Annotated in this window: 24 protein-coding genes; 14 read left to right on the top strand and 10 right to left on the bottom strand. The window is 60.5% G+C overall.

Annotation, left to right across the window (positions count from 1 at the left end; translation table 11 throughout):
- The first annotated feature begins 254 nt into the window (after positions 1 to 254).
- Both Q0Y02_RS05320 and Q0Y02_RS05325 read left to right on the top strand, forming a co-directional pair.
- Positions 255 to 1520: a glutamate carboxypeptidase gene (locus tag Q0Y02_RS05320; RefSeq protein WP_297765416.1), complete on the top strand. Its 1266-nt coding sequence runs from the start codon at positions 255 to 257 to the stop codon at positions 1518 to 1520.
- 201 nt (positions 1521 to 1721) lie between these two features.
- Positions 1722 to 2006: a hypothetical protein gene (locus tag Q0Y02_RS05325; protein WP_297765419.1), complete on the top strand. Its 285-nt coding sequence runs from the start codon at positions 1722 to 1724 to the stop codon at positions 2004 to 2006.
- A 24-nt stretch (positions 2007 to 2030) separates the two neighbouring features.
- Here Q0Y02_RS05325 and Q0Y02_RS05330 read toward each other — a convergent pair whose 3' ends face one another.
- The 9 genes from Q0Y02_RS05330 to Q0Y02_RS05370 form a co-directional block, all read right to left on the bottom strand.
- Positions 2031 to 2588 (bottom strand): hypothetical protein, encoded by a 558-nt coding sequence (locus Q0Y02_RS05330; RefSeq protein ID WP_297765422.1) that lies wholly within the window; start codon positions 2586 to 2588, stop codon positions 2031 to 2033.
- Positions 2589 to 2637: 49 nt separating this feature from the next.
- Positions 2638 to 5406, bottom strand: coding sequence for a DNA polymerase I (gene polA / locus Q0Y02_RS05335; RefSeq protein WP_297765425.1), 2769 nt, complete (start codon positions 5404 to 5406; stop codon positions 2638 to 2640).
- Positions 5407 to 5604: 198 nt separating this feature from the next.
- The gene (mnhG, locus tag Q0Y02_RS05340; RefSeq protein ID WP_297766134.1) at positions 5605 to 5952 is read right to left on the bottom strand and encodes a monovalent cation/H(+) antiporter subunit G; all 348 of its coding nucleotides are present in this window, start codon (positions 5950 to 5952) and stop codon (positions 5605 to 5607) included.
- Positions 5953 to 5968: 16 nt separating this feature from the next.
- The gene (locus Q0Y02_RS05345; RefSeq protein WP_290510906.1) at positions 5969 to 6244 is read right to left on the bottom strand and encodes a cation:proton antiporter; all 276 of its coding nucleotides are present in this window, start codon (positions 6242 to 6244) and stop codon (positions 5969 to 5971) included.
- Between the two features lie 144 nt (positions 6245 to 6388).
- A complete protein-coding gene (locus Q0Y02_RS05350) occupies positions 6389 to 6862 on the bottom strand; it encodes a Na+/H+ antiporter subunit E (RefSeq protein WP_297765430.1) in 474 nt (157 codons plus the stop codon).
- The gene (locus Q0Y02_RS05355; protein ID WP_297765433.1) at positions 6859 to 8352 is read right to left on the bottom strand and encodes a Na+/H+ antiporter subunit D; all 1494 of its coding nucleotides are present in this window, start codon (positions 8350 to 8352) and stop codon (positions 6859 to 6861) included. Before Q0Y02_RS05355 ends, Q0Y02_RS05350 begins: the two co-directional genes overlap by 4 nt.
- A complete protein-coding gene (locus Q0Y02_RS05360; protein WP_062815256.1) occupies positions 8349 to 8696 on the bottom strand; it encodes a Na+/H+ antiporter subunit C in 348 nt (115 codons plus the stop codon). The genes Q0Y02_RS05355 and Q0Y02_RS05360 overlap by 4 nt, the downstream gene beginning before the upstream one ends.
- Entirely contained in the window at positions 8693 to 9160 is a 468-nt protein-coding gene (locus Q0Y02_RS05365) for a Na+/H+ antiporter subunit B (RefSeq protein ID WP_273010105.1), read from the bottom strand. Before Q0Y02_RS05365 ends, Q0Y02_RS05360 begins: the two co-directional genes overlap by 4 nt.
- Positions 9153 to 11480, bottom strand: coding sequence for a putative monovalent cation/H+ antiporter subunit A (locus tag Q0Y02_RS05370; RefSeq protein WP_297765444.1), 2328 nt, complete (start codon positions 11478 to 11480; stop codon positions 9153 to 9155). Before Q0Y02_RS05370 ends, Q0Y02_RS05365 begins: the two co-directional genes overlap by 8 nt.
- Positions 11481 to 11855: 375 nt before the next feature.
- Between Q0Y02_RS05370 and Q0Y02_RS05375 the strand changes: the two genes are divergently transcribed.
- The 6 genes from Q0Y02_RS05375 to Q0Y02_RS05400 are packed head-to-tail and all read left to right on the top strand — an operon-like array spanning position 11856 to position 17574.
- The gene (locus tag Q0Y02_RS05375; protein WP_297765446.1) at positions 11856 to 14648 is read left to right on the top strand and encodes a monovalent cation/H+ antiporter subunit A; all 2793 of its coding nucleotides are present in this window, start codon (positions 11856 to 11858) and stop codon (positions 14646 to 14648) included.
- Positions 14648 to 14983, top strand: a complete 336-nt coding sequence (locus tag Q0Y02_RS05380; RefSeq protein WP_035245987.1) for a Na+/H+ antiporter subunit C — start codon at positions 14648 to 14650, stop codon at positions 14981 to 14983. Before Q0Y02_RS05375 ends, Q0Y02_RS05380 begins: the two co-directional genes overlap by 1 nt.
- Entirely contained in the window at positions 14980 to 16461 is a 1482-nt protein-coding gene (locus Q0Y02_RS05385) for a monovalent cation/H+ antiporter subunit D (RefSeq protein ID WP_297765449.1), read from the top strand. Before Q0Y02_RS05380 ends, Q0Y02_RS05385 begins: the two co-directional genes overlap by 4 nt.
- Positions 16458 to 16943 (top strand): Na+/H+ antiporter subunit E, encoded by a 486-nt coding sequence (locus Q0Y02_RS05390; protein WP_035245989.1) that lies wholly within the window; start codon positions 16458 to 16460, stop codon positions 16941 to 16943. The genes Q0Y02_RS05385 and Q0Y02_RS05390 overlap by 4 nt, the downstream gene beginning before the upstream one ends.
- Complete coding sequence (locus Q0Y02_RS05395; protein ID WP_035245990.1) at positions 16937 to 17206, top strand: K+/H+ antiporter subunit F; 270 nt, start codon at positions 16937 to 16939, stop codon at positions 17204 to 17206. The genes Q0Y02_RS05390 and Q0Y02_RS05395 overlap by 7 nt, the downstream gene beginning before the upstream one ends.
- Positions 17207 to 17241: 35 nt before the next feature.
- On the top strand, positions 17242 to 17574 hold the full coding sequence (locus tag Q0Y02_RS05400; RefSeq protein WP_297765455.1) for a Na+/H+ antiporter subunit G: 333 nt from the start codon (positions 17242 to 17244) through the stop codon (positions 17572 to 17574).
- 877 nt (positions 17575 to 18451) lie between these two features.
- Here the strand turns inward: Q0Y02_RS05400 and yihA are convergent.
- Positions 18452 to 19096, bottom strand: a complete 645-nt coding sequence (gene yihA, locus Q0Y02_RS05405; RefSeq protein WP_297765457.1) for a ribosome biogenesis GTP-binding protein YihA/YsxC — start codon at positions 19094 to 19096, stop codon at positions 18452 to 18454.
- Between the two features lie 169 nt (positions 19097 to 19265).
- Here yihA and Q0Y02_RS05410 point away from each other — a divergent pair, with 169 nt between their 5' ends.
- From Q0Y02_RS05410 to Q0Y02_RS05435, 6 genes are all read left to right on the top strand, one after another.
- Positions 19266 to 19559, top strand: a complete 294-nt coding sequence (locus Q0Y02_RS05410; protein ID WP_297765459.1) for a c-type cytochrome — start codon at positions 19266 to 19268, stop codon at positions 19557 to 19559.
- Between the two features lie 23 nt (positions 19560 to 19582).
- Positions 19583 to 20224 carry a c-type cytochrome gene (locus Q0Y02_RS05415; protein ID WP_297765462.1) on the top strand — a complete coding sequence of 214 codons (642 nt, stop codon included), beginning with the start codon at positions 19583 to 19585 and terminating at the stop codon, positions 20222 to 20224.
- 173 nt (positions 20225 to 20397) lie between these two features.
- Positions 20398 to 21033, top strand: coding sequence for a thiol:disulfide interchange protein DsbA/DsbL (locus Q0Y02_RS05420; RefSeq protein WP_297765465.1), 636 nt, complete (start codon positions 20398 to 20400; stop codon positions 21031 to 21033).
- 10 nt (positions 21034 to 21043) lie between these two features.
- On the top strand, positions 21044 to 21946 hold the full coding sequence (locus Q0Y02_RS05425) for an endonuclease/exonuclease/phosphatase family protein (protein ID WP_297765468.1): 903 nt from the start codon (positions 21044 to 21046) through the stop codon (positions 21944 to 21946).
- A gap of 179 nt (positions 21947 to 22125) precedes the next feature.
- Positions 22126 to 22623, top strand: a complete 498-nt coding sequence (locus tag Q0Y02_RS05430; protein WP_297765470.1) for an NUDIX hydrolase — start codon at positions 22126 to 22128, stop codon at positions 22621 to 22623.
- Positions 22624 to 22780: 157 nt separating this feature from the next.
- Positions 22781 to 24475 (top strand): alpha/beta hydrolase, encoded by a 1695-nt coding sequence (locus tag Q0Y02_RS05435; protein ID WP_297765472.1) that lies wholly within the window; start codon positions 22781 to 22783, stop codon positions 24473 to 24475.
- Positions 24476 to 24481: the final 6 nt, after the last annotated feature.

A 24481-nucleotide genomic window follows, 5' to 3' on the forward strand; every position in this document is an offset into this window, starting at 1 on the left:
CTTGTTCTTTGGGCTTGTTGTAGTGAGCGAACCTTGGCAGCTGGTGTATGTCGGGAAAACGTATGAATCAGTAAGGCCTGCTGGGGACCACACGAGGCGGGCTTCTGCGAAGTGCCGATTTGGTAAGTTATGTGTGTCCCTTTTTTTCGGGACATTGACGTAACCTTGGTGCTGCCAGAATTACGCTGATTTACTACGCAGGACTCACTCAGCAGGCGGGCTCGCGCCTGGAATGGCAAGGAAGAGGCATTGAGATGAAAGGAATGAAGCGCTTTCTGTTTATTGGCCTGGCAAGTCTGGTTTTCATGGGGTGTTCGGATTCTTCCCCCTCCGTCGACAGTCTGCTTGAGGCGGCCGAAAAGCAGGAGGCCGGCGTGATTCAGTCGCTTGAAGGCATGGTGCTGATCGAATCCGGCTCTGATGATTTGCCGGGGGTGGCCAGGATGGCGGACTATGTGGAGACGCGATTACGCAAGTTGGATGCAAAGGTCTCCCGCATCAAAACCACCACCGGCACCGCGGATATCATCAAAGGCACGCTCAGTGGCAATGGCGCTCTGCGTATCATGCTGATTGCCCACACCGATACGGTGTATGCCAAAGGAATTCTGGAAAGCGAGCCGCTATATCGCGAAGGCAATCGTCTTTATGGCCCGGGTGTGGCGGACGATAAGGGTGGCATCGCGGTGATTTTGCATGCCCTGGATATTCTCAGGAAGCAGGGCTGGCAGAATTACGAACAGATCACCGTGCTGTTTAACCCGGACGAAGAAATCGGCTCCACCGGCTCTGGTGAGATCATCGCCGACGAAGGGGCCAGCCAGGATGTGGTGCTGTCGTTTGAGCCCAGCCCGGCCAGGGCGATGCTGGGCGCTGACGGTGTGCTGCTCGGGGCGGCGGGCACGGGGCAGGCTGTAATGACGGTAGAAGGGCGAGCTGCCCATGCCGGCTCCGCCCCGGATCAGGGCCGCAATGCGTTGCTGGAGCTGTCTCACCAGCTACTGCAGACTGAAAAAGTCGCAGATAATATGGACGACGCCCAACTGAACTGGACCACCGCCCATGCCGGGCTGAAGCGCAACCAGATTCCGGCTGACGCGCAAGCCTCCGGTGATGTGCGAATATTCAGCGAGGAAGCCGGTGAACGATTGCTGGCAGCGCTGAATGAAAAAGTCAGTGAGAGCCAGCTTGTGCCGGATACGCAAGTGAGTGTGCGCCTGGAGCCGGGCCGTCCACCTTATATGGCGGGCGAAAAAGGCATCGCCCTGGCGCACAAGGCGCAGGCGATCTATGACGAGCTGGATGGCCGCAAGCTGATCTTGATCCCGCGCACCTTTGGCGGCACAGACGCCGGCTATGCCGGCCGTTCCGGCAACCCGGCTGTGCTGGAGAGCCTGGGCCTGGCCGGCTGGGGCTACCACGCCAAAAATGAATACATCGAAATCGATTCCATCGTACCCAGACTGTATCTGGCATCCAGATTGATGATGGAGCTGGGGGACGAGTACGCGCAGAAGTGATTGCCTGAATGGCGCGGCATCTTGCCTGTGATCAGGAGATCGTGTTAATGAACTCATGCAGGACAGGGGCTGCCGAGAATGGATGGTAACATCATCCTGAAGGCCTCCCGAAAGCATATTGCCATTCTGCAATGGGTTTATGCGTGCCCCCTATTTTCTCCGCTACACTGACCCTCGTGACCACGGGGATTAGGAGCTACAATGAATAGTCCTTTTGCTTTTATCTTGGTTGCTGCACTGTTTGTTGCGAGTGGCCTTTTCTTGAGTTGGTGGCTAGAAAGTAGAGGCTGGGTTACGAAAGAAAAACCTTCAATTTGTGTGGCTATGGGGTTGTCTTCTTTTGTCTTTATGCTAATGCCTGTTTTGGTGGATGGTCCAATAAGAAATAGATATTACGAAAGAATTGATGACGTTAATTTCTACATGGGGCCATTCATCTTCTTTATAGTGATGATGTGGATTTCTGTAATTGTGGGGTGTGATTAAATTCAAGAGGATGTCTCGTGTCCGCTACTCCTGCAAAAGTTTTGAGCTTAAATCTTTTACTAGATTTTCCGTAGCTTTTATTAAAGAGTTTGGCCCCGAAGCTGTGATGATGATTCTCTGATTTCGAATGGAGTAATGATCAGGGTGTTTATCTATTAAAGATAAAATATTTTTTTCGTTGCGCATGATGTCAGGGCGTCCGGAGGAGTGCAGCAATGTGTTTCTTATTAGAAGGGCGCTCTTGATATGGCAGATATCTTTCCTTTGGAGGGCATTTTCACCGAAGGCTTTGATAAAAACTGGGCTAAACTTTTTAATAAGAGAGTTTGACTGGGTCTTGGGCATGTCGTTCTCCCTAAGCAAAAGTAGCATCTCTTCGAGGTGCCCGAAAACCATAAGGAAGACCGACTCCCTTAAGCGGTATTTGAAGTCATGATTGTAAATATGGAGCCAATAAGTCGAGTTATTTTCAATCTCTTCAATTGTGGATTTCGCTTCTTCTAACAAGGCATTTACATGATTGTGAAAGTCCGCGAGCAAGCCCAAATTGATTAGGGCATGACCTTGGAAAACTTCCTTCATCTTATGCTGCTTCCTTGGCTATTTGGACTCAAGTTGGGCAGACCGGCGCTCAATGCGCCTCGTCCCAATTCTCCCCAATCCCCGCATCCACAATCAGCGGCACCTTCAACTCCGCCGCTGATTCCATGCGAGCTTTCACCTCTTTCACCAGATCATCCACCTGATCCTCGGCCACTTCAAACACCAGTTCATCGTGTACCTGCATGATCATCTTGGCGTCGAAGTCGGTGGTTTCCAGCCAGTCGTGCACCTTGATCATGGCCTTCTTGATGATGTCCGCCGCGGTGCCCTGCATGGGGGCGTTGATGGCGGTGCGTTCGGCAGCCTGGCGGCGTTGGCCGTTGCTGCTGTGGATTTCCGGCAGGTAGAGGCGGCGGCCGTAGAGGGTCTCCACGTAGCCCTTGTCCGCGGCTAATGCGCGGGTGTCTTCCATGTATTTTTTCACGCCCGGGTAACGCTCGAAGTAGAGCTCGATGTAGTCCTGGGCTTCCTTGCGGGGCAGGCCCAGTTGTTTGGCGAGACCAAAGGCACTCATGCCGTAGATCAGGCCGAAGTTGATGGCCTTGGCGTTGCGGCGGTCGTTGTCGCTGACTTCCTCCAGGCTCTTGCCCCACACTTCGGCGGCGGTGGCGCGGTGGATATCCAGGCCTTTTTCGAAGGCGTCGGTGAGGCCCTTGTCGCCGCTCAGGTGCGCCATGATGCGCAGTTCGATCTGGGAGTAGTCACAGGCGACGATCTTTCTACCTTTGGGGGCGAGGAAGGCTTGGCGGATCTTGCGGCCTTCTTCGCTGCGTACCGGGATGTTCTGCAGGTTCGGATCACTGGAGGACAGGCGCCCGGTGGCGGCTACCGCCTGGTGGTAGGAGGTGTGCACGCGGCCAGTGCGCTGGTTGATCAGCTCCGGCAGTTTGTCGGTGTAGGTGTTCTTCAGTTTGGCCACGCCACGGTAATCCATGATCACCTGGGGCAGGGGGTATTCCAGGGCCAGTTCCTGCAGCACCGGTTCCGCCGTTGAAGGCGCACCTTTGGGCGTCTTTTTGATGACCGGGATTTCCAGTTTTTCGTAGAGGATTTCGCCCAGCTGTTTGGGGCTGGCCAGGTTGAATTCCTGCCCGGCGATTTCGAAGGCTTTTTCCTGCAATTCCGCCATGCGCTTGGCCAGGAACTGGCTCTGGTGCTTGAGCAGGGTGGCGTCCACGTAGGTGCCGTTGCGCTCAATGCGGCTGAGCACGGTGACCAGGGGCAGTTCGATATCGCGGAACACCTCTGTCAGGCGGCCTTCTTTTTCCAGTTTGGGCCACAGGGTCTGGTGCAGGCGCAGGGTCACGTCCGCGTCTTCGGCGGCGTAGCGGCTGGCTTCGTGCAGCCCCACCTGGTTGAAGGTGAGCTGCTTGGCGCCCTTGCCGGCGATTTCTTCAAAGCTGATGGTCTTGCGGCCCAGGTACTTGAGCGACAGGGAGTCCATGTCGTGGCGGGTGGCCACGGAATCGAGCACGTAGGATTCCAGCATGGTGTCGTAGGCCACGCCGCGCAGGGTGATGCCCACGTCTTCGGCCAGCACGCTCATGTCGTACTTCAGGTTCTGGCCGATTTTCTTGATCGTGTCGTCTTCCAGCAGTGGTTTGAAGGCGTCCATGACGAGCTGCTTGTCGAGCTGGTCCGGGGCGCCGGGGTAGTTGTGGCCGAAGGGGATGTAGGCGGCCTTGTCGTCCACGGCCACACAGAAGCCCACCAGTTCCGCGTTCATGTAGTTAAGGCTGGTGGTTTCGGTGTCGAAGGAAAATTCGCCGGCGCTTTTCAGTTTGTCGATCCACTTGTCCAGTTGCGCCTGGGTATAGACGATGTCGTAGGCGTCGCGGCTGAACGTGGGGGCCGGGGGCGCATCGTCATCCGCATCCATCTCGACCTGTTTGCCCGCGTCGTCGGCCACCGGGTCCTTGCCGCCCAGCAGTTCCTTGAGCCAGCCCTTGAATTCCAGGGTGCGGTAGTACTCGGCCAGTTTCTCCGCGTCCGGGGTTTGCAGTTGCAGGTCGTCCAGGTCTTCGCTGAGTTCACAGTCCAGCTTGATGGTGGCCAGCTGGTAGGAGAGGAAGGCCTGTTCTTTGTGTTCTTCCAGCTTCTTGCCCAGGGTCTTGGCGCCGCGGAAGCTGAGCTCGGCCACCTTGTCCAGATTCTGGTAGATATTTTCCAGCGACCCCAGGCCCTGGATCAGGCCCAGGGCGGTCTTCTCGCCCACGCCGGGGACGCCGGGGATGTTGTCCACCTTGTCGCCCATCAGGGCGAGGAAGTCGATGATCAGTTCCGGGCCCACGCCGAATTTCTTTTTTACGCCGTCAATATCGTAGAGGGCGTCATTCATGGTGTTGATCAGGGTGACCTGGTCGGTGACCAGCTGGGCCATGTCCTTGTCGCCGGTGGAGATCAGCACCGGTTTGCCCTGCTCGCCGAAGATGCGTGCGAAGGTACCGATCACGTCGTCCGCTTCCACGCCTTCCTCGATGATCAGCGGCAGGCCCATGGCGCGGATCAGGTCGTGCAGGGGTTGCACCTGTTCGCGCAGGTCGTCGGGCATGGGCGGGCGGTTGGATTTGTACTCTTCAAACAGTTCGTCGCGGAAGGTCTTGCCCTTGGCGTCGAAAATTACCGCCATGTATTGCGGGTCGTAGTCCTTGAGCAGTTTACGCAGCATGGACGCGACCCCGCGCACCGCCCCGGTGGGCTGGCCGCTGGAGGTGGTGAGCGGCGGCAGGGCGTGAAAGGCGCGGTACAGGTAGGAGGAACCATCGACCAGGATGATGGGTTTTTCGGCTGCGGACATGAGGCTCGACTTCTGCTGACTAAAAGATGCAGAGAGTGTAGCGGAAAAGGGCGCTTTCGGCAGGGCGTGGCTAACTGTAGGAGCACCTCTTGAGGTGCGAACCCGGCGAGGTGACGTTAGGGAGGCGCTTGGAGGTTATGCCGTCGCCAAGGCTCCGGTTCGCACCTCAAGAGGTGCTCCTACATGGGGCTGGCGGCCTTAGGGCTGCTTGTCGTCGTCCGGGTTGCCCAGGATGTGGGTGTCCGGGTCGTAGCGGTTTTTCAGGTCGTCCTTGAGCATCTTGTCCCACAGGGGCACGCCGACGAAGTAGGCGGCGCGGCCGATGGCGTGGGCGGCCACCGGGGCGGTGAGCAGGATGAACAGGATGATGGCCAGGGTGCGGGCGGTGACGCCGGCATCCAGGAAGTGGGTGGCCACGGCCAGCATTACCAGCCCGGCGCCCAGGGTGCCGGCCTTGGTGGTGGCGTGCATGCGCATCAGCAGGTCGGGCATGCGCAACACGCCGATGCCGGCCAGGAACATGAAGAAGGTACCGGCAACCAGCATCACCGATACCAGCAGGTCATTGATCACCTCGGTGGCCTCCTTTTTCCAGGTAACGGGCAAAGCCCACGGCGGTGAGGAAGGCGGTGAGCGCCAGCACCATGGCCACATCCAGAAACGCGGGCCGGTCGTTGTTGAGGGCATAGATGCCGATAAAGGCCACGGTGAGCGAGGCCATCAGCTCCAGGGCCACTACCCGGTCGGGCAGGGTGGGGCCGCGTACCAGCCGCACCAGGGCGCACAGCAGCGCCAGGCTGAGCAGCAGATAGCTGAGAAATATTGCGCCTTCCAGCATGCCTGTCTCCGTTTCCTTGTGCCTGCATTATCCCCGTAGGAGCTATGCTTGCATGGCGAATTTACTTGAGATGGCAGCGGGTTCGCCATGCAAGCATAGCTCCTACGGCGGGTTTGTCGTGTTGCCCGCCACCTGCCGCGCTTCCTATTCCAGTACCGCCAACACCCGGTCTTCCAGTGCGTGGATCTGCCGGCGTAGATCCGCCTCGTCGTCCAGGTACATGACGTGCAGATAGAGCACGCTGCGGTCGCTGGATACGTCCAGGCTCAGGGTGCCCGGGGTCAGGGAAATCATGTTGGCCAGGATGGTGATGGCGCCGTCGGTTTTGGCCCGCAGGGGCACGGCTACCACCGCCGGGCGCATGTAATGGGTGGGGGTGAGTACGTCGTAGGCCACCCGTAAGTTGGATGCCACCAGGTCGCGCAGGAAGTGGCCCAGCAGCAGAAACAGCCGGGGCACTTTTTTGCGATAGCGGGCGAAGTCCGGCACGTCGCGCAGGGCGAAGCCGAGAATCAGGTAGCCCAGGCCAAAACCCACCAGCAGGTTGGCGCCGCTGAAGTTGCCGGTGACGGCGGCCCAGATCAGGGCCAGGATCAGGTTCCAGCTCAACGGGCTCATGGCGCCTCTCCGAGTACCGCAGTGATATAGAGGCTCGGGTCCAGTAACTGCTCGGCGGCGGCCTGGGACAGTACCAGCACCGGCTGGGCGCCCAGGCCGATGGCCACGGTGATCAGCGCCAGGCCGGCCACCGTGGCGTAGAGCAGGGTGTTGCTGCCGCTGGCGGCGCAAGCGGTGTTTTCCGGTGCCGCCTTCCAGAATACCTCAGCCCAGATCTTGGTCATGGAGTAGAGGGTCAGCAGGCCCACCAGCAGGGCGGCGGCGACCAGCGCCCAGGCACCGGCTTCCACGCCACCGCGGATGACGATGAACTTGCCGAAGAACCCGGACAGCGGCGGCATGCCGGCCAGAGACAGGGCGGGGATCAGGAACAGCAGGGCCAGCCAGGGCTTGTCACGATACAGGCCGCCCAGTTGCTTGAGCTCGTAGCTGCCACGCAGGCGGTAGACCAGGCCGCTGACAAAGAACAGGTTCGCCTTCACGATGATGTGGTGAATGATGTAGAAGATGCCGCCGGCCAGGGCCAGCACGCTCACCGAGGCCAGCGCCAGGCCCATCATCATGTAGCCGATCTGGCTGACGATATGGAATGACAGGATGCGGCGGAATTCGAACTGGGCGGCGGCGCCCAGTACCCCGGTGACCATGGTCAGCCCGGCGCCCCACAGCAGCACCTGATGGATCAGCGGGTCATCCATGCCGAAGATCAGGGTGAACACCCGGAACAGGGCATACACGCCCACCTTGGTGAGCAAGCCGGCGAACAAGGCGGACACCGCCACCTGGGGCGTGTGGTAGGACGCGGGCAGCCAGAAGAAGAACGGAAACGCCGCCGCCTTGATGCCGAAGGCCACCATGAACAGCATGGCGATGACCGTGGTCATGCCGGAATCCACTTCCCCCAGCTTTACGGCAATGTCGGCCATGTTGAGTGTGCCCACCAGGCCGTAAAGCAGACCCACGGCGGACAGGAACAGGGCAGAGGACACCAGGTTGAGGGTCACGTACTTGATGGCCCCCTCCATCTGCGCCCGCTCGCCGCCCAGGATCAGCAGGGAGAAGGACGCCACCAGCATCACCTCGAACCATACATACAGGTTGAAGATATCACCGGTAAGAAAGGCGCCGTTGACCCCGGCCAGCAGCAGGTGCATGAGCGGGAAATAACCGGCCTTGCGATGGGCGATGCTGATGCTGCCCAGGGAGTAAAACGCGGTGGCGGCACTGGTGACGGCGCTGAGCAACACCATGATGGCGGCCAGCAGGTCACTGACCAGCACGATGCCGAAGGGGGCGGGCCAGCTGCCCAGCTCGGATACGATATGGCCCTGCTCCCAGGTGGCCAGTAACAGCGCCACGGCACTGATCACCAGGGCGATGCCGCCGATGACCGCCAGGGCGCCCTGCACACGCTGGGAGTGGCGCCCCAGCAGGGACAGGGCCCCGGCTGCAAGGGGAATCAGAATGGGCAGGATCACCAGAAGATTCATGTGTCGGTATCCCGCATCTGGTTCATGTCGTCCGCTTCCACGACTTCGTAGGCGCGGCGAATCAGTACCACCGCAAAGGCCAGTACCCCGAAGCCAATGACGATGGCGGTGAGAATCAGCGCCTGGGCCAGCGGGTCGGCCACCAGGCCAGCGGGCACCTGGGCGTCATCCGGCACCAGCGGCGGGGCATCCCGGTGCAGGCCGGCGGCGGTGAAGATCAGCAGGTTGGCGGCGTTGGACAGCAGCACCAGGCCGATCACCAGTTTGACGATGGAGCGGCGCAGCATCATGTAAATGGCGGCGGCGTAGAGCACGCCCACCACCAGGGCCATCAGGCTGGTCATGTGTCCTGCTCCGCCAGGTTGATGATGATGGTGCTGGCGGTGCCCAGCACCACCAGAAACACCCCCAGATCGAACAGCAAGGGCGAACCCAGCTTCAGTTCACCGAACACCGGCAGGCTGACGGTGAGCCAGTGGGCAGTGAGAAACGGCTGGCCACTGAACAGGCCGATGACCCCGGCGGCCAGCGCCAGGATCAGTCCCCAGGCGATCAGGTCGCGGGGGTCTACCCGCAGGACTCGGCGGGCGCCGGCTTCGCTCATGGCAAACAGATGCACGGCGATGGCCGCGGACGCCACCAGCCCGGCGATAAAGCCGCCGCCCGGCGCGTTGTGGCCGCGCAGCAGCAGGAACAGGGCGAACAGCAACAGCAGCGGCAGCAGGAAAAAGCCGGTGGTGCGCAGGATCAGCGACTGGGTGCGCAGGGCGTTGCGGTCCGGGGGTGGTATGCGGCGCTCTCTAGTCATGGGTCTCCTCCGGTTCCGTGGTGTCGCCCTTGCTGCGCAGTTTCAGCATGGCGTAGACCCCGGTGGCGGCCAGCGCCAGCACGAAGATTTCGCCCAGGGTATCCAGGGCGCGGAAGTCCACCAGAATCACGTTGACGATGTTGCGGCCGTAGCCGGCGGGCACGCTCTCGGAAATGAAGTAGTGGGCAATGCTGCCGTGGTAACGACTGCCCAGCACGCTGAGCAACAGCACCGTGACCATGCCACCCACGGTGATGCCCACCAGGGCGTCCGCCAGCCGGGTGCGGGTGCGGGTGAGGCGCAGGAAGCCGGGCAGGCGGAACAGCACCAGGACCAGCATGATCACGGTGAGGGTTTCCACCAGTACCTGGGTGATGCTCAGGTCCGGGGCGCTGAACAGCACATAGAGCAGGGCGATGGAAAAGCCCACCGCGCCCAGGCTGGCCACCGCCCCCAGCCGCGATTGCAGGGTTACTGCTGCCAGGGTGGCGATGACCAGCACGGCGGCGATCACCGCTTCATGGAGTTGGATGTCGGTGAAGTCCGGGCGCAATTTGAGCGCATCCGGGTTCAGCCACAGGGCAGCGACGACCAGGGCCACCAGGGTCAGCAGGGTGCTGATCAGGTAATAGCGCAGGTAGCCGCTTTGCAGCAGGCGGGTCTGGCCATTGGACAGGGCGACCAGGCCATCCATCAGACGGTGATAGGCCTGCTCCGGGCCGAAGCGGGACAGCGTGTCCGCCCAGCGGGTGTAGTGGCGGAAGCCCTGCCAGTAGCGGAACAGCACCAGGCCCACCAGCACCGCGCCGAGGCTGATCAGCAGGGCGGTGTTGATGCCGTGCCACAGGGCCAGGGGTTGCGTCACCGTCTCGCCCAGGCTGGCGCTGGCAGCGGCGCTGAGCAGGGTGCGGTCAATCAGCCCGGGAATCAGCCCCAGCAGCAGGCCCAGGCCGGCCAGCAGGGCCGGGCCCAACAGCATGGCCGGCGGTGCCTCGCTGGGGGTGTGGGTGAGTGCAGCGGGCTTGCCGAACCAGGGGCGAATACCGATCACGGCGGCCACGGCCACCCCCAGGGCGGCGGCGACCACGATGGCCGCGCTGAACAGGGGCGCCAGGGCATGGCCGTGGTTCAGGCCGGCTTCGAGCAATTGCTCCTTGGCGATAAAGCCGAACAGGGGCATCACCCCGGCCAGGGACAGGGCGGCCAGGCCGGCGCAGGCGCTGGTCACGGGCAGGTAGCGAGCCCAGCCGCCGGTGTCGAGAAAATCCTTGCGACCGGTCTGGTGATCAATGATGCCGGCCACCATGAACAGGGCGCCCTTGTAGAGCGAGTGGGCCAGCAGGTAGCTCATGGCGGCGAGCAGGGCGGTGCGGGTGCCCAGGCCGATCAGCATGGTAAGAGTGCCCAGGGCCATCACGGTGGAATAGGCCAGCATGCGCTTGATACCGGTGGCGCGCAGGGCCAGGAACACCCCCAGCACCATGGTGATGGCGCCCGCGCCGCCCAGCAGAAGCAGCCATAGTTCGGTGCCGCCCATGGCCGGGTGCAGCCGTGCCAGCAGGTAGATGCCGGCTTTCACCATGGTGGCCGAGTGCAGGTAGGCGCTCACCGGGGTAGGTGCGGCCATGGCATTGGGCAGCCAGAAGTGGAACGGGAACTGGGCGCTCTTGGTAAAGGCGCCGAGCACGATCAGCACCAGTGTCAGCCCGTAAAGCGGGTGGGCGGTGATGGTGTCGCCCCGGGTGATCAGCACTGACAACTCATAGCTGCCACCGATGTGGCCCAGCAGGATAAAGCCGGTCATCAACGCCAGGCCGCCGCCCACGGTGACGATCAGCCCCTGCAGGGCCTTGGCCCGGGCGTTGGCGTCTTCGTGGTTGAAGCCGATCAGCAGATAGGAGGTGATGCTGGTGAGTTCCCAGAACACGAACAGCACGATCAGGTTGTCGCTGAGCACCACGCCGAGCATGGAGGCCATGAAGCATAGCAGCAGCACATACAACCGGGGCAGGTCCCGGTGGTCTTCCAGGTAGCGACCGGCATAGATGAAGATCAGCGCGCCGATGGCGCAGATCATCAGGGCAAACAATAGCGACAGGCCGTCGAGCATGAAGCTTAGCGGCATGGCCAGCGCAGGAACCCAGTCGATGTGGGTAAGCAGCGGGCCTTGCTGGGTGACGGGTAGCCATTGCAGAAAAAAATACAGCGTCAGCCCGGCGGGGAGCAGGGCGAGAAGCCAGCCACTGTAACGGGGGAAAAGCCGATGCAGGGCAGGGGCCAGGGGTGCGAGCAAGAATCCAGACAAGATGCCTGTCAGCATGGCGCTCCGTTATCAGTAGCCCGCTTTCGCGGAATATGGTGTCACCGTAAAACGATGATTAGCATGGAATTATGCTACGCATTATGTGAAATCTCAGGCAAGGTAAAGTTCCGTTTTGAGGCGAAAAAAGCGGTCTGTTGCTACTTATTTAAGAGCGTTGATCGGGGCAAAAAAATGCCTATTTTTTTGGTTTTCGCCTGGCGTGTGTAACAAGAAGAAAACAAACGGGGGTGTGTGCCTGTTTCCTGTTGCCCGGTTTGCGCACTGTAATAGCTGCTGCTGTCGGAGGGATTCTTGCAAGGGAAGGGGGGCATGGCATACTTGCCGAGTTTTGCTGCCTGTGGGTAGCACAAGGATTGTTATTCAAGAGAGCACATGATGTTGCCTGCAATTGTTCTGCTTCCTCTTCTGGCGGCGCTACTCCCCATGTTCACCCGCCATCTGGGGCGCCGTTGGTGTGCCCTGCTGGTGGCGCTGCCGGTGGTGGCCGCCCTGGGCTTGTTGGCCCAGGCGTCCCTGCCGATTTGGGAAGGGGGGATGCAGCAGTGGTCCATGGCCTGGCTGCCGTCTCTGGGGTTGAATCTGGCCCTGCGCCTGGATGGCCTGGCGTTGCTGTTCTGCGTATTGATTCTGGGTATCGGGTTGCTGGTGGTGGTGTATGCCCACTATTACCTGCCGGCCAAGGATGACGGCGGTCGCTTCTACACCCTGCTGCTGCTGTTCATGTTCAGCATGCTGGGGGTGGTGACCAGCGACAACCTGCTGTTTCTGGTGTTTTTCTGGGAGCTGACCAGCCTTAGCTCCTTCTTGCTGATCAGCTACAAGCAATACGACAGTGCCGCCCGCAAGGGCGCACGGATGGCGCTGACGGTCACCGGCATGGGCGGCCTGGCGCTGCTGGCCGGGGTGCTGCTGATTGGTCATGTGGTGGGCAGCTTCTCGTTGAGCACGGTGCTGGAGAACGGCGCCCTGGTGCAGCAGCATGCCCTGTACCCGGTGATTCTCTGCCTGGTGTTGCTGGGGGCGTTCACCAAGAGTGCCCAGTTCCCGTTCCATTTCTGGCTGCCCCATGCCATGGCGGCGCCCACGCCGGTGAGTGCCTACCTGCATTCGGCCACCATGGTGAAGGCAGGCATCTTCCTGCTGGCGCGTTTCTATCCGGTGCTGGCGGGGACCGACCTGTGGTTCTATCTGGTCACTACCGCCGGTATGGCCACCCTGCTGTGGGGGGCGGTCTGGGCCCTGTTCCAGCATGACCTGAAAGGCCTGCTGGCGTTTTCCACCATCAGTCACCTGGGCCTGATCACCTTGCTGTTCGGCCTTAATTCGCCGCTGGCGGCGGTGGCCGGGGTGTTCCATATCATCAACCACGCGACCTTCAAGGCAGGCCTGTTCATGGCCGCCGGCATCATCGATCAGCAGACCGGTACCCGCGACATGCGCCGCATCAACGGCCTGTGGAAGTACATGCCCTATACGGCGGTGTTGGCCATGGTGGCGTCGGCGGCCATGGCCGGGGTGCCGCTGCTGAACGGCTTCCTGTCCAAGGAAATGTTCTTTACCGAGACCCTGCAGTCCGACCAGCTGGGCGCCATGAGCTGGCTGCTGCCGCTGGGGGCCACCCTGGGCGGGGTGTTCTCGGTGGCCTACTCGGCGCGCTTTATTCACGATGTGTTCTTCAATGGCGAGCCGGTGAATCTGCCTAAGTTCCCGCCCCAGGAACCGCCCCGTTATATGAAGATTCCGGTGGAAATCCTGGTGGCCCTGTGTGTGGCGGTGGGGGTGTTCCCGGCGATTACTGTGGCGGCACTGCTTGCGGTGGCGGCCACTGCCACCCTGGGCGGTACCCTGCCCGAGTATCATCTGGCGGTATGGCACGGGCTCAACATTCCGCTGTTGATGAGTGTCATCGCCCTGGTCGGGGGGATCGCAGTGTACGCCTGCCGTCGGCGGCTGTTTGCCTGGTATGCGCGCTTGCCGGAGATTGATGCCAAGCGGGTGTTCGAAGGCCGTATCCAGGCGGTGGTGCGACTGGCCGCCGGCGTTACCCGGCGATTGCAGACCGGCTCCCTGCAGGGCTACGTGGCCTGGGTGCTGGCGCTGGTGGCGGCGGTGCTGGTATGGCAGTTGCCCAACCTGGCCAGTGTCACCGGCGAGCGCGCCATGCTGCCGGTGGATGGGGTATCGGTTCTCTGTGCCTTGATGCTGATTGCTGCCGCCCTGCTGACCACGGTGCTGCATCGCCAGCGGATGATGGCGATTATCTGCCTGAGCGTGGTGGGGCTGATCGTGTCGCTGATTTTCGTGCGTTTTTCAGCGCCGGATCTGGCCCTGACCCAGCTTTCTGTGGAAGTGGTCAGCGTGCTGCTGCTGATGCTGGCCATGTACTTTTTGCCGTCGCGGGCCAAGGCCGATTCCAACCCCCTGCGGGTGAGCCGTGATGCGGTGCTGGCGGTGCTGATCGGCACCGGCGTGGCCGTGGTCGCCCTGCTGGTGATGACCACCGACACCGCCACCATCAGCCCGTTCTTCCTGGAGAACAGTGTGCCCGGTGGTGGCGGCACCAATGTAGTTAACGTGATCCTGGTGGACTTCCGTGGCTTTGATACCTTTGGCGAAATTACCGTGCTGGGTATTGCGGCTCTGGGCATCTATGCCCTGCTCAGTGATCTGAAGCTGGCGTCGGCCAAGTACGATCCCTTCGGCCGTCCCTGGGCCCATGACGCCCACCCGCTGGTGCTGGTGACCCTGTCGCGGCCGCTGTTGCCGCTGGCGCTGATGATCGCGGTGTATATCTTCCTGCGCGGCCATAACCTGCCCGGCGGTGGCTTTGTGGCGGGGCTGATCACCTCGGTGGCCTTACTGCTGCAGTACGTGGCATCCGGGGTGACCTGGGTGCACAAGCGCATCCCCGGCGATTACCACCCGCTGGTGGCGCTGGGTGTGTTGCTGGCCGGCCTGACCGGGGTGGCCAGCTGGGCTTTCGATGCGCCTTTCCTGACCAGCACCTTTACCCATGTGCACCTGCCTCTGATCGGCGACTTCGAGCTGGCCAGTGCCATGCTGTTTGATACCGGCGTGTTCCTCACCGTGGTGGGCGCCACCCTGCTGATACTCGCCAACCTGGGCAAGCTGTCGCTGCTGGATGACAAGAAGGAGACCACCTGATGGAATTGTTAGTGGCGCTGATTATCGGCGTGCTGGTGGCCACCGGCGTATACCTGTGCCTGCGTGCGCGCACCTTTTCGGTGGTGCTGGGGCTGACTCTGCTGGGTTACGGGGTGAATGTGTTCCTGTTCTCCATGGGCGGCCTGAAGATCAACCAGGTGGCAGTAGTGGGCGCCAGTGCCGACCCCACCGACCCGTTGACCCAGGCCCTGGTGCTCACCGCCATCGTGATCGGTTTCGCCATGACCGCCTTCCTGGTGGTGCTGGCCCTGCGTAGCCAGGGGGAGCAGCACAGTGACCATGTGGATGGTCAGGACGGGGAGCAACGTTCATGACGCACTGGATTATTGCGCCCATCCTGATTCCGGCCCTGGCCGGCTTGCTGCTGTTGCTGGAGGTCCGCGAGCGGCAACGGCTGCGGCGAGTGACCGGTCTGCTTTCTTGTATCGCCCTGATACCGGTGGCGCTGGTGTTGTGGCAGCAGGCGGCCCAGGGTGACGTGGGGGTCTACCAGCTGGGTAACTGGCAGGCGCCGTTCGGCATCGTGCTGGTGCTGGACAAGCTCAGTGCCCTGATGCTGCTGCTGACCGCCGTGCTGGCGTTGCCGGCGCTGTTGTATGGCTGCGCCGGTGATGATCGCCGGGGGCCCAACTTCCATTCCCTGTTTCAGTTTCAGTTGATGGGCATCAACGGCGCGTTCCTCACCGGTGACCTGTTCAACCTGTTCGTGTTCTTCGAGGTGTTGTTGATCGCCTCCTACGGCCTGGCGCTGCATGGCCGTGGCCCGGAGCGGGTCAAAGCCGGCCTGCATTATGTGGTGCTGAACCTGGCGGGTTCGGCCCTGTTCCTGATCGCCCTGGGGCTGATCTACGGCACCACCGGCACCCTCAACATGGCCGATTTCGCGGTCAAGGCCCAGGCGCTGGAGGGTAGCGACCAGATCCTGCTGACCGTGGCGGTGTTGTTGCTGTGGGTGGTGTTCGGCCTCAAGGCGGCCCTGTTCCCACTGTATTTCTGGCTGCCGGCCACCTATGCCAATGCCACTGCGCCGGTGGCGGCGTTGTTTGCCATCATGACCAAGGTGGGCATCTACGCCATCCTGCGCATGCAGGCACTGGCCTTCAGTGACGGGCCGCTGGCCGGGCTGGGGTCCGACCTGCTCTGGTGGCTGGCGCTGGTGACCCTGGGGCTGGCGGCAATCGGTGCCCTGGCAGCGCAACGGCTGGGCGGGCTGGTGGCCTACCTGGTGGTCATGTCCGTGGGCACGCTGGTGGCGGCGCTGAGTCTGGGCGACCCGGAGACTGTCGGTCCGGCACTCTATTACCTGATCCATTCCACCCTGATCTGTGGCGCCCTGTTCCTGCTCTGTGATCTGCTGCGCCGCTCCCGGGGCGATAGCGATGACCGGCTGGAGTCCGGCCCGCCACTGGCACATGGCAACTGGCTGGGTGCGGCGTTCTTTGCTGCTGCGGTGGCGGTGGTGGGGTTGCCGCCCCTGTCCGGTTTTGTCGGCAAGGTGGCGCTGTTGCAGGCGGTGCCTAGTGCGCCTTACTGGGCGCTGCTGTTGCTGGGAGGGCTGGCTGGCCTGATGGGCCTGAGCCGCGCCGGTTCCACGCTGTTCTGGCGGGTGCACGGAGAGGTTGTCGGCAAGACACTCGGTAAGCGGCGTGTCTTTGCCATGCTGGCCCTGTTGCTGATGAGCCCGGCGTTGACCCTGGCCGCGGAGCCTCTGCTGCAGCTATGCGCTGGCGTGGCCGATCAGCTGGCGGACCAGACGATTTATATTCGCGCGGTGTTGGGAGGTGCCTCATGAAGCGCTTGCTTCCCTATCCCAGTCTGACCCTGGTGCTGTGGCTGACCTGGCTGCTGCTCAATGGCTTCAGTGTGGGCCATGCCCTGTTGGGGTTGATTCTGGCGGTGGTGTTGCCGCTGGGCACCCGACCCTTCTGGCCACAGGTGCCGCTGGTTCGTGATCGCATGGGCCTGCTGCGTTTCGTGCTGCGGGTGGCCAAGGATATTTTGCTGGCCAACCTGGCGGTGGCCCTGAAGGTGTTGGGGCCGGTGAAGGATCTGCAGCCCGGTTTTGTGGAGGTGCCACTGGACCTGCGCGACAGCTTTGCCATTACCGTGCTTACCAGTACGGTGTCGCTGACCCCGGGGACAGTGTCCGCCGATGTCAGCGAGGACCGCACCCGGTTGCTGGTGCATGCCCTGCACGTGGAAGATCCGCAGGCCCTGGTGGCGGAAATCAAGCAGCGCTACGAAGGGCCTATCAAGGAGATTTTCGAATGCTAGAAAGTGCCATCTCGTTGACGTTTGGCCTGCTGACGGTGGCCTGGGTGTTGAACCTGTATCGGCTGGTGATCGGCCCCTCCCTGCCGGACCGGGTGCTGGCGCTGGATACCATGTATATCAACAGCATCGCCCTGATCGTGGTGTACGGCATCCAGGTGGATAGCAAGCTGTACTTCGAGGCCGCCATGCTGATTGCCCTGATCGGCTTTGTCAGCACCGTGGCGGTGGCCAAGTACATTACCCGCGGCGACATCATTGAATAATGCCTGGCACCCGGTGCCAGGCAAGTGGAGCTTTTATGAACGTCTTGATCGAATGGCTGGTGGCAATTTTTGTGGTGGTGGGCGGCATTTTTGCGCTGATCGGCTCCATCGGCCTGGCGCGGTTGCCGGATTTCTACACCCGCCTGCACGGCCCCACCAAGGCCACGACCCTGGGGGTGGGCGGCACCATCATTGCGTCACTGCTGTTTTTTTCCTGGCAGGAGCGCGGGCTGCAACTCCATGAGGTGCTGATCACCCTGTTCCTGTTTATCACCGCCCCGGTGTCTGCGCACATGCTGGCCAAGGCGGCTATGCATCGGGATCTGAAACGGATGAAGGGTACGCGGGGCGAGCCGTGGAAGCAGTAAGGCAGCGGCGAGCTTCTAGCTGCTAGCTTTGAGTCGCGACATGACGGTGGGGAGGCCTTGAGGCTGTACCCGCGTTTCGGGATGTTTTGGAGTTGGGGTGAATCGCGGTGGAGAGTTTGGAAGTGTGGCGCTTGCCGACAACCGCGTCGAAGCTAGTAGCTCGCAGCTTATCTTGTAAAAAATGTAAAAGGTGAAGCCGGCAGGAACTTTCGGAAAAACGCTACGGTCCTAAAGAATAGCTACGGATTGGCACCCCCCGATCCCCCAGTACCCTCGCTGATCCGTAGCATTTTGGACTCCCCAATCTCTCCCCAGAGGTTGGGGCGGCAAGCCTCCCTGGCAGCACAGTCGTTCCCTTCCCCCAAGATTGCTGCCAGGGATTTTTTTTGCCTGCCGATTGGTGCTGGCAGGCCTCAGCAAACCGTAAAATCTTCTCGTTTTGTCTCAGCGTGCTGATTGCCGTCTAAATATCAAGCAATCGCTGTGCCAGATTTTTCTATGTGGTCATTAGTGCTTTCTGATCAGCAAGATAGGAATTTTTTCCCACGTGAAGCCAGAGGTTTTTGTTGCCCGGAGGTGAGACTGGAGTGCCCTTTAGCGCCAGTTTTGTGACGCACATCGACAGTCGGGCAAAAAAGAAGATGAAGGGCTGGAACTTTTTGCAAAAAACGGCAGTCTCTATAAGTGCGACGGGCCGGACCCCCCGATCCCCAGTACCCTCACCGGTCCGTCGTGTTTTGCCCCGGCCCTCTTCCCCCAAAGAGACCGGGGTGGCAAGCCTCCCCGGCAGCAAGTCGTTCCCTTCCCCCAAGAATTGCTGCCGGGGATTTTTTTGTCTGTAGAAAAGTCGCCCGCCTGACGCTAACTAAAAGATGGCCTAGTCGCCCGACGTCTCACGGTCTGCGTCTGACCCTATTTCCAGCCATTCCCCCAGTTTTTCCCAGGCGTCGTCGCAGCCGGTACCGTTGGTGGCGGAGAATAATTGCAGTGACAGTGGGGCGGGGTGCCCCTTGAGCTGGCTTTGCACCTTCAGCAGGGTGGATTTGGCGGCACCGAACTTCAGCTTGTCGGCCTTGGTCATCAGGATATGGATGGGCATGTTGGCCTGGGCGGCCCATTCCAGCATCATCAGATCGAAATCCTTGAGCGGATGGCGGATGTCCATCATCAGCACCAGCCCCACCAGCACCTGGCGTTCAGCCAGATAGTGGTCCAGGTGCTCCTGCCATTCGTTGCGTTTGCTTTTGGCGACTTTGGCATAGCCGTAGCCGGGCAGGTCCACCAGCCGGCGCTCGTCGTCCAGGGAAAAGAAGTTGATCAGCTGGGTGCGGCCGGGGGTTTTGGAGGTTCTTGCCAGGGATCTCTGGCCGGTGAGGCGGTTGATGGCACTGGATTTGCCGGCGTTGGAGCGGCCGGCGAAGGCCACTTCCCGGCCCTCGTCAGGCGGGCACTGGTCCAGGCGCTGGGCGCTTTGCAGGAAGCTGGCCTGGTGGAGCAGGATTTCAGCGGGATGTTGTGGCATAACCTTACCCTTCACATGGAATATGACGGCGCGTGCCAGACTGGTATATAATCCCGTCCGCCTGACCCTCCTGGCGGTTGCCAGGGCGGTCGACGTTCTACAAGGGTTTGACGGGAAAGGCAAATCCACACTTCGCCAGCGGTTGACGCCAGCATAGCAGAGGTAGGATATGAAGGGTTTGGTAGCAGGTATTGCATTGATGATGATGGCAGGAGCGGCCAGCGCCGCCACCGTGGAAGAGCGCTATAACAGTAGCTGCACCTTCTGCCATACTTCCGGCGCCGCCGGTGCCCCCAAGGCCCACGATGAGGCCGCCTGGAAGCCGCTGTTGGCCAAAGGCATGGATACCCTGGTGAAGCACGTGAAGGAAGGGTACAACGCCATGCCGCCTAAAGGCATGTGTAACGACTGTAGCGACGACGAATACCGTGCTCTGATTGAGTACATGTCCAAAAGCAAATAAGACGCTGTACGAAAGGATAGGCCATGAAGTTTTTCAAACTGTTCGTGCTGATGGCGGCTGCCGTAGTCGCCAACCCGACTCTGGCTGCAGGTGATGCTGAAGCCGGTGAAGCAAAAGCCGCTCCCTGTGCCGCTTGTCACGGCCCTGGTGGTAGCAAGCCGATTGCTGGTAACTACCCGAAACTGGCGGGTCAGGGTGAAGCCTACCTGGTCAAGCAGCTTCAGGATTACAAGTCCGGTGCGCGAGACAACGCCATTATGGCTGGCCAGGCTGCGAACCTGAGCGAGCAGGACATGGCGGATCTGGGTGCGTATTACGCTTCCCAGGAAGCGCAAGCCGGCCAAGCCGATCCGGACTGGGTCGAGCAAGGCGCCAAGCTGTACCGCGGCGGTGATATGGCCAACGGCCTGCCGTCCTGCTCCGGTTGTCACGGCCCGGCGGGTCAGGGTGTCGATGGCGCCAAATACCCGCACCTGGCTGGCCAGAACGCCCAGTATGTGGAAGAGCAGCTGAAGGCTTTCCGGGCTGCTGGCCGTAATGACCTGGGTGATAACCTGGTCAAGCGTGCCAATGATCCTGCCGGCATGATGCAGACCGTTGCTGCCAAGATGAGTGACTCCCAGATCAAGGCGGTGGCCAGCTACATTGCTGGTTTGTCCAAATAGAGCTGATTGGTTACGGTTTGTAGAAAAGGCAGCCTGCGGGCTGCCTTTTTCGTTGTTATCATGAAAAGATAAATGGTCCTCCGTGCGCTGATGGTTTTTTTGCCTGGCGACGGGAGAAAATAATGATTCCGGCGGTCCTACCGTGCGGAGACCAACAATAAGGAGAGGAACCAATGCTTCGCTTTGTGACGGCTTTGCTGATGAGTCTGGGCCTGGCAACCGCTGCGGTTGCGGCCGAAGAACATGCCCGTTTTGCTGTGGATACCCACTACAAGATTCTTGATGTGCCCGGCAATGTGAGTGACCCCAGCAAGGTGGAAGTGCGGGAGTTCTTCTCCTATGCCTGCCCCCATTGTTACTCCCTTGAGCCTGCGGTAGATACATGGCTGGAGTCCAAGCCGGACTTCATCGACTACGTACGTACGCCGGTACTGTTCCTGCGTAACGCCGAGCCGCTGGCCCGCGCCTACTATGTGGAAGAAACCCTGGGTCTGACAGAGGAAATCCATGCTCCCCTGTTTGATGCCATTCACAAGCATCGTGAGCCGCTGTTCAATGAGCCGGCACTGGCCAACTTCTTCCGTAAATACGGCGTGGAGCCGGACAAGTTCAACCGTCTGTACAGCTCCTTCGGTGTGTCTACCAAGGTCCGTCAGGCAGAAGCGCTGACCAAGGAATACAGAATTCCCGGCGTGCCCAACTTTGTCGTCAACGGCAAGTACCTGGTGTTGCGCGAGAACCTGAAGACCACCGACGAGCTGTTCGAGGTCATCGAGTATCTGGCCAACAAGGAAAAGACGGGCGGTTAATGTAGACCCTATGCTGCTGGATCGTGCCCGCACCGCCTATCGAGACTGGAAAGCCCGCCCTGCGGGCTTTTCCTTCGCACGGCAAGGGGTGCGGCGCACCCGGCAAACCCGTGAGATCCTCCTTCCGGACACGAGCATCAAGCTGCTCAGCTTCAATATCCAGGCCGGTATCGGCAGCCAGAAGTTTGGCGATTACATCACCGGTAGCTGGAAGCATCTGGTCGCGCACCCGCGCAGCGTAGAAACCATTGAACAGATTGCCGAGGTACTCAGCCACTTCGATGTGGTGGGTCTGCAGGAAGTGGACGGTGGCAGCCTGCGCTCACGTAACATGAATCAGCTGATGCACCTGGCATCGTTGGGCGACTTTGCCTTCTGGCACCAACAGCTCAACCGCAATCTTGGCCGTCTCGGCCAGTTCAGCAACGGCTTTCTCAGCCGCCATCAGCCCTTTGAAGTGAAGGATCATCGGTTGCCCGGCCTGCCGGGGCGTGGCGCCATCATTATCAAGTATGGTCACCCCATCCAGCCTCTGGTGGTGGTGGTTGCCCACCTTGCCCTTGGCGAGAAGGTGCGCAATACCCAGCTCGCCTATCTGACCCGGCTGCTTGAAGGTTACAAGTATGTGGTGATGATGGGGGACTTCAATTGCCGCCTGGAGCACCTGGAGGCGTCGCCGTTGGCAAGCCTGGGGCTGCGGACCGTGGAGGCAGACAGCCTCAACACCTACCCGAGCTGGGCCCCGGACCGGCACATCGACCACATTCTGCTTTCGCCGGCGTTACAAAGCCGCCATACCCGTGTATTGGAAGATTGCCTGCTGTCTGACCACCTGCCCCTGGCCACGGAAATCCTGATACCGGACGAGGTGATCGCGGCGACGCGAGAACATCGGCTGCCGCTGATTAGTTAATAGTGAACAGTTAATAGTTCGCGATTGAGTTGATGGGTTGCTCCAGCTTTTGAGGCCGCGCCAGGTTATGGGTCGCGGCCTCTTGCGTTGGGTAGTAGAAAACGTTGTTCGCGCCGCTGTTAACTGTTCACTCTTCACTGTTAACTATTGAGTCCCATCACCGGCCCATGGGGAAAAACATGAAGCGAATGCTCTGGCTGCTTTGCTTGCTGCTGCCCGGCGCGGCCCTTGCCGATTGTCCCCGGGTGCCCGGCCAGGAAGACGATCGACGCGCCAATGCGGGTTGTCTGATTCTGCATGACGACAAGGTATTGCTGATCACCCATCGCTGGGGCGGCAAATTGGGGGTGCCTGGCGGTACCCGTGAAGCGGATGAGCTGGCGCAGTGTACGGCGCACCGGGAGACCTATGAGGAAACCGGGCTGGATGTGACCGTGGGCCGGCGCCTAAGAGTGATGAAAAACGGGTTCCATCTCTACGACTGCAGGCTGGCATGCTCACCGGAAAAGCTGGATGTGCCCACTGCCGGCCGCCTGGAAGTGAAGGCGCTCGGCTGGTATCGAGTGGATGAACTGGATCAGGAGAACTGGCGTTTCCCTTATCAGTTCGAGGACTTCAAGGAATTGCTGCGAGAGCAGGTTGGCTCCAGCGTTTCGTCCCAACAGAGCGGGTGCTGAGCTGACCGTTTCATCACGGTAGCCGCAATAAACTGTTCCAGGTTGGTTGGCGGTGTTGATCTGGGTGCCAGGTCGGTTTCATTCAAGCAGTGACATCTCGCCTGGTCTTCTGTCATGGTGCAGTTGATTGCAAATTTCGGGGGCGACAGGAGGGGGAATGACGGGGTTTTCCACATCGGATCTGGCCTTGCTGTTGTATCAGGCTGCTCAGGATAAAAATCGTTGGCCGGCGCTGGTGTCGGCATTGCAGGAAACCGCCAACCCCTTTGATGACGATGCCATCTATCAGAACCCTGTGGCCAGACGGGAACTGCTTGATCAACTGCTGCCCCATATCCGCCAGGCGTTGGACATGGCTGACCGGTTCGAGTCCCAGGCGGTGTCGCAGAATTTACTGGATCGCACACTGGAAATGCTGCCAATGGGGGTGGCGTTGCTCGATGACCGGCTCAATATCATCATGCTGAACCAGCAAGCTGATCGCACCCTGGCAGAGCATGAAATGCTGGCCAATCATGATGGCCATTTCAGGATCAATAATCGTGAGCAACATAAACTGCTCCATCACTATATCGCGCAGTCTCTCAACGAAGGCAGCAGCCATGCCTTGATGTTGTCCCCGGGTGATCCTCGCTCCGTCTCCCTGCTGGTTTGCCCGGCTGACCTGGTAAAAGACAGGGACGACAATGACCCCCCGGCGGTCACCCTGTTTTTATCCAACCCTGATTCCCAGTCCTTGATTGATGAGCAAACCCTGATCGACCTGTATCAGTTGTCGGCGGCGGAGGCAGATCTCACCCGGGACCTGATTCATGGCTATGATCTGCGCAGTATTGCCCAGCGCCGTCAGGTCTCGGAGCAGACGGTGCGTACCCAGTTGAAATCCGTTTTCCGGAAAACGGAAACGGCCCGGCAGGCAGAGTTGGTGTCGTTGGTATTGTCCGGTCTGGCCCCTCTCCGGGGTAGAGAATCGGTAACCGAAAGTGTAGCTGATGAGATCAGTGAAGCGACGGGGTTACGTTATTGCCAAGGCGCCCATGGGCAGCGGCTCTGTTTTGCGGAGTACGGTGATCCGCAGGGGGTGGCGGTGATGTTCTGTCACAGTGTGCGAGGCTCCCGTCTGGAGGTGCCTGGTGGTGACAGTGTGTTGCGGGACATGCAGATACGCCTGATTATCGCCGAGCGTCCAGGTTATGGTGAGTCGGAGACGCTGACCGAGCGGACAATGGATGATCTGGCAGAGGACATTCGATGCCTGGCCGATCATCTGAAGCTGCCGCAATTCCATCTGTTGGGTTACTCGCTGGGTGGATTCCTGGCCTTGCATTGCGCAGCCCGGTTGGGAGACCGAGTCAGCCGTCTGGGGCTGGTGTCCAGTCTGGCTCCTCCGGGTGGCGAGGCGGGTAAACCGTTGAAGGGCATGATGCGCCTGGCTGTTGCCCTGGCTGACAAGGCGCCGGGATTGGCTGAGACCGTGCTGGACCATATGGCACGCACGATTCTGAAAAACCCTCGGCGCCATTTGGGGTCGCCGGTGGACCGCAAACTGCTTGCCGAACCGGATCATCAGGAACGTTATTTGCTGGCGCTGAGAGAGTCGTGCCGGCAGGGCTCCATGGGATTCGTTCAGGATTTGCAGGCAGTGGCTCGCACGCCACTCCCGGAACCATCATCACTGACGCTGCCGGTGTATCTCTGGCATGGCGAACAGGATGGGCAGGTACCCGTTGATCAGGCAATACAACTTGACCGTTGGTTAACCAACAGCGAATTAACATTGTTGCCGGATGGCGGTCACTTTTTTATCTATTCCCGGTGGCCGCAGATTCTGGCCAGCTTTGTGGCTGAGTAAGGCCGT

Origin of the sequence: uncultured Alcanivorax sp. (assembly GCF_947258575.1) — a bacterium.
Lineage (GTDB): Bacteria > Pseudomonadota > Gammaproteobacteria > Pseudomonadales > Alcanivoracaceae > Alcanivorax.